The following is a 7,911-nucleotide window of genomic DNA, read 5'->3' on the forward strand; positions in this document are numbered from 1 at the left end:
CCGCCGAGCTTGTCGAAGCGGCGTATCGAAGGACCGCCAAGGGTGCTTCGATACGAGCCTTCGACAAGCTCAGTCTCTACTCGGCATGAACGGTTCTGGTCTGACGCGGGGTGGCTTTTCGCGGCCCGACGCGCCATCTGGACCCTATGGCCCAAGCGCAGATCATCCGTGTCGTCGACCTCGAAACCACGGGGCAGGCCCCGCCGGTGCATGGCGTGTGCGAGGTCGGCTGGCAGGATGTGGCCCTGGGCGAGGACGGGCGCTGGGAATTGTCGGGCGAGGGTGGCGCCTATTTCGTCAATCCCGGCCGGCCGATCCCGGCGGTGACGCAGGCGGTGCACCATATCCTCGACGAACAGGTCGCCGATGCGCCGTGGTGGCAGGATATCGCGCGCCGCGTGCTCGACCCGTACCCGAAGCGGCTGGCGCTGGCGGCGCATCGTGCGGATTTCGAACAGAAATTCTGCACCGCGCAGCTGACCCACGGCGCCGAGTGGATATGCACGTGGAAATGCGCGCTGCGGCTGTGGCCCGACAGTCCGGGGTTTTCGAACCAGATGCTGCGATACTGGCGCAAGCCGTACGGCATCGAGCACGAACGCGGGCTGCCGGCGCACCGGGCGTTCCCCGATGCCTATGTGACCGCATTCCACCTGCGCGACATGCTGAACGAGGCGTCGGTCGCGCAGCTGCTCGAATGGTCGCGCCAGCCCGGGCTGTTGCCGCGCGTGCGCTACGGCCCCGATCGCGGACGGGCGTGGACCGAGATCGACGACGATTCGCTCGACGGCTTCCTGACCGATCGCGACGAGGATGTGCGCTTCACCGCCGAGACCGAACTGGCGCGGCGGCAGGGTGGCGGCGAGGTGAAGCGCAACCGCAACGACTGGCTGTTGCTGTGACGCGTGCGCGCATGCAGGTCGTGCGGGTGCACTGTCCGGTGTCGGGCAACGTGCTGGCGCGGTTGCAGGCGGGCGAGGCGGCGGCACTGGCCGACGATCCGGTGCTGGCGGGCGTCGTGGCCGTGATCCGCGGCAGCGACGTGCTGGGCGCGATCGGCCCGTATCGCGGCGTGTTCGAACTGGGGTTCGGGCTGGAGAGCTTCGTGCCCGGCGTCGCTGCGGTGCCGGCGGCGGGGCAGGCCGGTGCGGCGGAGGTCGTGCCGACGGTGGTGGTAAAGAGCTATGCCGCCGAAGGTGCGGATATCGACGCGGCGCTGGCGGCGATCGTCGCGGTCCATCCGTGGGAAGTGCCGGTGGTCGAGGTCGGGGTGGTGGAACTGGTCGGGCGGTAGCCTGCCGCCTCCTTCAACTTTACCTCTCCGTTTGCTTCGAGCCTGTCGAGAAGGCGTTGCCCGAACGCTGCGTTCTCGACGGACGCTTCTCGACTTCGCTCGAAGCTGCTCGAACCGAACGGATCGCGTAGGGGAGAGGAGCGCTTGCTCTATCCTGAGGCCGCATAGCGACGATTGATTGGCGCTGAACCCCCGCCTTCGCGGGGAGTACGGTGCGAGAGCTTGGCGCGCGCCCGCCGCCCCGCCCCGGCCTGCGCTGAGCGACCGTCACGGCCAACCGACGCCTATTTCTCCAGCGCGTTCCACGCCGCCACGAACGCCCGCGCGCGTTCGCCGACCGTGGCGGCGTCCATGCCCGGCACGTACAGCGCCGAGCCGAGGCCGTAGCCGGCCGCGCCCGCCTGATGCCAGTCCGCCAGCACCGATGGCACGATCCCGCCGACCGGCAGCATCCGCACGTCGCGCGGCAGGACGGCGCGCATCGCCTTCATCACCGCCGGGCTGGCGGTTTCGGCGGGAAACAGTTTCAGCGCGGCGGCACCGGCGTCGAGCGCGGCGAAGGCTTCGGTGGGGGTGGCGATGCCGGGCATGGCGACCAGCCCGCGCTCCGCCGCCGCCGAGATCACCGCCGGGTTGGCGTTGGGGGAGATGATGAGCGTGCCGCCCGCCGCCTCGACCCGGTCGACCTGTTCGACGGTCAGGACCGTGCCCGCGCCGACCGCGGCATAGCCGTCGAGGCGCTTCGACAGGCGGATGATGCTCTCATAGGGATCGGGCGAGTTGAGCGGCACTTCGACGATGGTGAAGCCGGCGTCGAGCAGCGCGTCGCCGACCGCGTCGACCTCGTGCGGCTGGATTCCGCGCAGGATCGCGACGAGCGGCAGGCGGGCGAAGGCGGCGTCGAAGGCGGCCAGATGGGTCATGCGGACAACTTTCGAATCTGGGTGATACCGGCGATAAAGGCAGCCTCGCACCCGCTGACAAGGGCCCGGCCGCCCAGTGTCTCGATCGCGGTGGCGTAGAGGGTGGCGAGATCGCCATCTGCGACGAGGTGGACGTCGCGGCCGCCGTCGATCCGCGCGGCGACATCGCCGCCGATCAGCAGGCCGCTGGCATAGGAGGCGGCGTGCGTATCGTCCCGCAGGCCGAGGACGTGCGATGCGCGGATGCCGAACAGGCTGGTGGCGAGGTCGCGCTTCGCGCCTTCGCGGACGCCCTCGCGGAACGCGTCGTCGGCCTGCACGGGCGCGGCGAGTTGCGGGGCGAGGACGCCGTTCGCGCGCAGCAACGCGAAGAGTTCGCCGGTCATCGCGGTGGTGAAGGCGGCGATGCGGTTGTCCCGCAGCTCGACCCATTTGCAGTGCGTGCCGGGCTGGCAGAGCAGCGCGTCCGCAGGCACCTGTCCGGCGAGCGCCGCGCCGAGCAGCTGCACCTCCTCGCCGCGCATCACGTCGCCACGGGTGCCTTGCGTGAAGGACAGGCCGGGGACGATCGCGGTGCGGTCGTCGATCCGGGTCAGCGCGGCGGCGATGTCGTCGATACCGGCGGGCACCGCGACATAGGGCGCCACGCGCCAGCCGATCGTCGACCCGACCATCCCCGCCATCAGCACCGGCAGGTCGCCCAGTTCGCTGCGGATCGCCGCCAGTTCGCCCGGATAGGCATCGGCCGGGGTGGTCGACACCCCCTGCGCCGACCGGAGCGTCGCCGCGATCCGGCCGTCCTCGACGCGGTAGGCGCGGCGGTTGGTCGTACCCCAGTCGAGGGCGATTAACGGGCTCACCACCATGTCGCGTACAGCGCGATCAGGATCAGGACGACGCCGACCCCGGCGATGTTGAAGCCCGTAGAGGTGCCGAAGCGCACGCCGTCCATCGTGATCCGGTTGGCGTCACCACGCCCCTTCATCGCCAGCGACAGGACGACCGCGAGGCCGAGGCTGAGCAGGAACACGAGGCCCATCCGGTCCATGAACGGAATGCCCGGCGCGATGGTGCGGAATGCCCATGACAGCAGGACCGACGCGACTGCCGCGCCGATCGCGCCGGCTTCGGTCGCGCGTTTCCAGAACAGCCCCAGCAGGAAGATGACGGTGATGCCCGGGGTGAAGAACCCTGAGAATTCCTGGATGAACTGGAACGCCTGATCCGCGCCGCCGAGCAGCGGTCTGGCCGCGACGATCGCGATCAGGATCGCGACACTGGCGGCGATGCGGCCGATGCGGACCAGCTTGCGTTCCTGCGCGGCGTCCATCGCCCCGCTCTGGCTGGTGCGCTTGGCATAGAGGTCGAGGGTGAAGATCGTCGCGATCGAATTGATCTTCGACGCGGTCGACGCGATGATCGCGGCGATCAGCGCGGCGAAGACGAGGCCGAGCAGCCCCGAGGGCAGCAGTCGCATCATCGTCGGATAGGCTTCGTCGGGCTTGGCGAGGTCGGGCGCGAGGACGACGGCGGCGATGCCGGGCACGACGATCACCAGCGGCATCAGCAGTTTGAGGAACGCGGCGAACACGATGCCCTTCTGCGCTTCGGGCAGCGACTTGGCGGCCAGCGCGCGCTGGATGATATACTGGTTGAAGCCCCAGTAGCTGAGATTCGCGATCCACATGCCGCCGATCAGCACCGACAGGCCGGGCAGATCCTTGTAGAACGGATTGTCGCGCGACAGGATCATGTCGAACTTTTCGGGCGCGCGCCGGGTGAGTTCGTGGAAGCCGCCGATCACCCCGCCATCGCCGCCGATCTGCGACAGGGTGAGCCAGGAGATGGTGAGGCCGCCGAACACGAGCAGCGTGACCTGTACGATGTCGGTCAGCGCCACTGCCTTCAGCCCGCCCTTCAACTGGTACAGCAGCGCGAACAGGCCGAGGCCGACCAGCGCCACCGTCTGGTCGATGCCCGCCACCTGCGTCACCGCGATCGAGCCCAGCCAGATGATGCTGGTCAGGTTCACGAACACGTACAGCGCCAGCCAGAACACCGCCATCAGCGTGCGGATCGACGGGCCGTACCGCTGTTCGAGGAACTGCGGCATCGTGTAGATTTCGTTGCGCAGGAAGATCGGCAGGAAGAACTTGCCGACGATCAGCAGCGTCAGCGCCGCCATCCATTCGTACGATGCGATGGCGAGGCCGATGGCATAGCCCGACCCGGCCATGCCGACGATCTGTTCGGCCGAGATGTTGGCTGCGATCAGCGATGCGCCGATCGCCCACCACGGCAGCGACTTGGAGGCGAGGAAATAGTCGGAGGAGTCCTTCTGATGGCCCCCCTTGTCGCGGCTGACCCACTGCGCGAGACCGAAGATGCCGATCGCGTAGACAATCACCACGACCAGATCGATCGTCGAGAGACGCATGCTATTCCTCCCCGCCCTCTGGTGCTTTGGCGCGGACAATTATACGACGAATGCGATGTGTCCAGCACGAAGCGGCACGCGGGAAACGGAGAAGGTGCGGTCGATGGCGGTGCGGATGAGCGGGATGCCCGGCGGAAACCTGACCCGGGCGATGCTCGACACGCTGGGCCGGGCGATCGTGACCGGCGAATATGACGACCGGCCGTTCCCGACCGAGGCGGAGATCGGCAAGGTGCACGGGATCAGCCGGTCGGTCACGCGCGAGGCGGTGAAGATGCTGACCGCCAAGGGGCTGGTGAGCGCGCGTCCGCGGCAGGGGACGGTCGTGCGCCCGGCATCGGCGTGGAACCTGTTCGACCCCGACGTGCTGCACTGGCTGCTCGACCGGAAATTCTCGGTCGAGCTGCTGCGCCAGTTCAACCAGCTGCGCGTCGCGATCGAGCCCGAGGCGGCGGCGCTGGCGGCGGTGGCGGCGGACGAGGAGGATATGGCGCGGATCGCCGAAGGGCTGGCGCGGATGGCCGCGGCCGAGCGCGGCGAGGACGACCCGCTGGCCGCCGACATCGAGTTCCACGTCGCGATCCTGCTGGCGGCGAAGAACCCGTTCTATGCGCAGTTCCGCGAGATGGTGGCGACCGCGCTGGGCACCTCGATCCGCTTCACCAACACCATCGTCGGCCGGTCGGCGAGCGTCGAGCAACACGCCGCGGTGGCCGACGCGATCGCCGCGCGCGATCCGGTGACGGCGCGGGAGGCGATGCGCGCGCTGATCGGCGACGTGCTGGTCCTGATCGAGGTACGCGGCGGGGAGGGGTAGCAGTTCGCATCTGCCCTGTCGTACCCCCGCGCAGGCGGGGGGCCGGGGTTGCGAGCGCGACCGTCGTTCTGCCTGGCGCTGGACCCCCGCCTGCGGAGGTACGGTCGCCGCTGGCCGGTCGTTGCGTTCGCTCGATCCGCGCCTACCGCAACCGCGCGGCGTGCCAGCGGATATGGTCGGGCAGGAAGGTCGAAATGAAGTGGTAGCTGTGGTCGTAGCCCGGCTGCATCCGCAGCGTGCAGTCGATCCCGGCGTCGGCGCACGCCTTTGCCAGCAGTTCCGGGCGGAGTTGGTCGGACAGGAAATCGTCGGCGTCGCCCTGATCGATCAGGATTTCCCCGATCCGCGCGCCATCCTCGATCAGCGCGACCGCATCGGCGCCGCGCCACGCCGAACGGTCGTCGCCCAGATATCCGCCCAGCGCCTTTTCGCCCCACGGCACCTGCGACGGCGCGACGATCGGCGCGAAGGCGGAAACCGAGCGGAAGCGGTCGGGGTTGCGTAAGCCGATGGTCAGCGCGCCGTGCCCGCCCATCGAATGGCCGGTGATCGCCTGGCGCGCGCCGTCCAGCATCGGAAACCCGGCGGCGATCAGTGCGGGCAGTTCGTCCTCGACATAGGACCGCATGCGGTAGTGTTTCGCCCATGGTTCCTCGGTCGCATCGACATAGAAGCCCGCGCCCAGCCCGAAATCCCATGCGCCGTCCGGATCGTCGGGGACGTCCGCCCCCCGCGGCGAGGTGTCGGGCGCGACGAAGGCGATGCCGTGTTCGGCACAAGCCGCGCGAAACTCGCCCTTGTCGGTGACGTTGGCGTGGGTGCAGGTCAGCCCGGAGAGATACCACAGGATCGGCGCGCGCCGTCCGGGTTCCAGCGGCGGCACGAACACCGAAAAGGTCATGGTCGTGCCGGTGGCGGTCGATTCATGCGCGTACACGCCCTGCGTGCCGCCATGGGCGCGGGCGGTCGAAACGGTTTTCATCTGCGCTCTCCGTAATGGGCTGCGACCGGGCTATAGGGCAAGGACGGTTCGGGGGGACAGGCGGTTCCCCGGCGCAGGCGACAGGGGGTTTGGATGACGCGACGCAACTGGATCACGGGGCTGCTGGCGCTGATCACCGCGGCGCGCGCGCCGGCGCAGGCGCCCGACCCGATGGAGCAGCAGATGCGCGAGGCACAAGCGAGATTGCGCGCGGCCTTTCCCTATCCGGTGACGACCGTGCCGGGTACGCAGGCACTGGCGGCGTGGGAGCGCATCCGGGCGGAGGGCAAGGGCTGGCCGGTGATCGTCGGCGACGATGAAGGACTGTATGCGATCTGCGACCAGTTCAGCATGGATACGCCATCGGTGCTGACGCCGGGTGCACAGGACCTGCCGGTGCCGCCCGTCGCGCAGGTCATCGCGACCAGCCGGACGATCGCCATGCCACGCGATCTGGCGAACTGGAACGGATCTGATCCGGACAGGCGGCCGGCCAGCGGTCCGTGGCCCGACGATGTCGCGGCAATGGACCTTACCGTCGCGACCAACCTGCTGGACGGGCGGACGTTCGCCAGGGTCCATATCGTCACGCTGCCGACCGCGCATGGTTGGGAGGTGCCGGCCTATCTGCGCTGGGGCAATTGGAACGGCTGTCCGCCGCCCGCCTATCAATGTGCGGCGTTGCGCGGCTGGCAGGAACGCCATGGTGCGGAACTGGTCGGCATCAACCGCGATACGATCAACCTGCGGGTGAAACGGCGGCCGACGGATGGCGTGGAAGCTTTGGCGGTAGCGAGCGAATGCTATGCATATTGTCCCGACACGGTCGATCAGGGGGTGGGTACGATCGAGGCGCTGGCCGCGACGCTGATGGCCAGCGACTGGTGGTTCTTCTGGTGGGATTGAACGGCCACGCGGGACTTGCGAAGGAGCGGCCATGGCGCGGCTGATCCTGCTCAACAAACCCTATGGCGTGCTGTCGCAGTTCACCGATCGCGGGACCGGGGGGGCGCGGGCGACGTTGTCGGACCATGTCGCCGTGCCCGGCGTCTACCCCGCCGGGCGGCTGGACCGCGACAGCGAAGGGTTGCTGCTGCTGACCGACGATGGCGGCTTGCAGGCGCGGATCGCCGACCCACGGTTCAAGCTGCCAAAGACCTATCTGGTACAGGTCGAAGGGGCGCGGGACGATGCGGCGCTCGACCGGCTGCGGCGCGGGGTGACGCTGAACGACGGGCCGACCCGCCCGGCGGAGGTCGCTGCGATCGATCCGCCGCTGCTGTGGGAACGGGTGCCGCCGGTGCGCTTCCGCAAGTCCGTGCCCGACCATTGGCTGTCGATCACGATCCGCGAGGGGCGCAACCGGCAGGTGCGGCGGATGACCGCGGCGGTCGGGCTGCCGACGCTGCGGCTGGTGCGCTGGCAGGTCGGGGGGTGGAGCGTCGAGGGGGTGGCGCC

9 protein-coding genes are annotated in these 7,911 nt (G+C 69.0%); 5 read left to right on the forward strand and 4 right to left on the reverse strand.

The annotated features are described in order from the left end of the window. Positions 1 to 146 precede the first annotated feature (146 nt). Both QLH51_RS06290 and QLH51_RS06295 read left to right on the forward strand, forming a co-directional pair. Positions 147 to 902 (forward strand): exonuclease domain-containing protein, encoded by a 756-nt coding sequence (locus tag QLH51_RS06290; protein WP_125655984.1) that lies wholly within the window; start codon positions 147 to 149, stop codon positions 900 to 902. After that, entirely contained in the window at positions 899 to 1,294 is a 396-nt protein-coding gene (locus QLH51_RS06295) for a hypothetical protein (RefSeq protein WP_206428904.1), read from the forward strand. Before QLH51_RS06290 ends, QLH51_RS06295 begins: the two co-directional genes overlap by 4 nt. Positions 1,295 to 1,578: 284 nt before the next feature. Here the strand turns inward: QLH51_RS06295 and QLH51_RS06300 are convergent, their stop codons facing one another. The 3 genes from QLH51_RS06300 to QLH51_RS06310 are packed head-to-tail and all read right to left on the reverse strand — an operon-like array spanning position 1,579 to position 4,654. Then, complete coding sequence (locus tag QLH51_RS06300) at positions 1,579 to 2,217, reverse strand: 2-dehydro-3-deoxy-6-phosphogalactonate aldolase (RefSeq protein WP_125655981.1); 639 nt, start codon at positions 2,215 to 2,217, stop codon at positions 1,579 to 1,581. Beyond that, positions 2,214 to 3,083: a 2-dehydro-3-deoxygalactonokinase gene (locus QLH51_RS06305; RefSeq protein WP_125655978.1), complete on the reverse strand. Its 870-nt coding sequence runs from the start codon at positions 3,081 to 3,083 to the stop codon at positions 2,214 to 2,216. Before QLH51_RS06305 ends, QLH51_RS06300 begins: the two co-directional genes overlap by 4 nt. Beyond that, the gene (locus tag QLH51_RS06310) at positions 3,074 to 4,654 is read right to left on the reverse strand and encodes a sodium/sugar symporter (RefSeq protein WP_125655975.1); all 1,581 of its coding nucleotides are present in this window, start codon (positions 4,652 to 4,654) and stop codon (positions 3,074 to 3,076) included. Before QLH51_RS06310 ends, QLH51_RS06305 begins: the two co-directional genes overlap by 10 nt. A gap of 103 nt (positions 4,655 to 4,757) precedes the next feature. On the opposite strand from QLH51_RS06310, the gene QLH51_RS06315 reads away from it, so the two are divergent. Continuing rightward, positions 4,758 to 5,471: a FadR/GntR family transcriptional regulator gene (locus QLH51_RS06315; protein WP_125655972.1), complete on the forward strand. Its 714-nt coding sequence runs from the start codon at positions 4,758 to 4,760 to the stop codon at positions 5,469 to 5,471. 142 nt (positions 5,472 to 5,613) lie between these two features. On the opposite strand, the gene fghA is transcribed toward QLH51_RS06315, so the two are convergent. Beyond that, positions 5,614 to 6,453, reverse strand: coding sequence for an S-formylglutathione hydrolase (gene fghA / locus QLH51_RS06320; RefSeq protein WP_125655969.1), 840 nt, complete (start codon positions 6,451 to 6,453; stop codon positions 5,614 to 5,616). Positions 6,454 to 6,546: 93 nt separating this feature from the next. Between fghA and QLH51_RS06325 the strand changes: the two genes are divergently transcribed. Beyond that, positions 6,547 to 7,359 (forward strand): DUF4253 domain-containing protein, encoded by an 813-nt coding sequence (locus QLH51_RS06325; RefSeq protein WP_125655967.1) that lies wholly within the window; start codon positions 6,547 to 6,549, stop codon positions 7,357 to 7,359. A 31-nt stretch (positions 7,360 to 7,390) separates the two neighbouring features. Further along, positions 7,391 to 7,911 (forward strand): pseudouridine synthase (locus QLH51_RS06330; RefSeq protein WP_283514450.1); only part of this gene is annotated, 521 nt, incomplete at its 3' end.

It is taken from the genome of Sphingomonas sp. 2R-10, from assembly GCF_030062225.1.
GTDB lineage: Bacteria > Pseudomonadota > Alphaproteobacteria > Sphingomonadales > Sphingomonadaceae > Sphingomonas.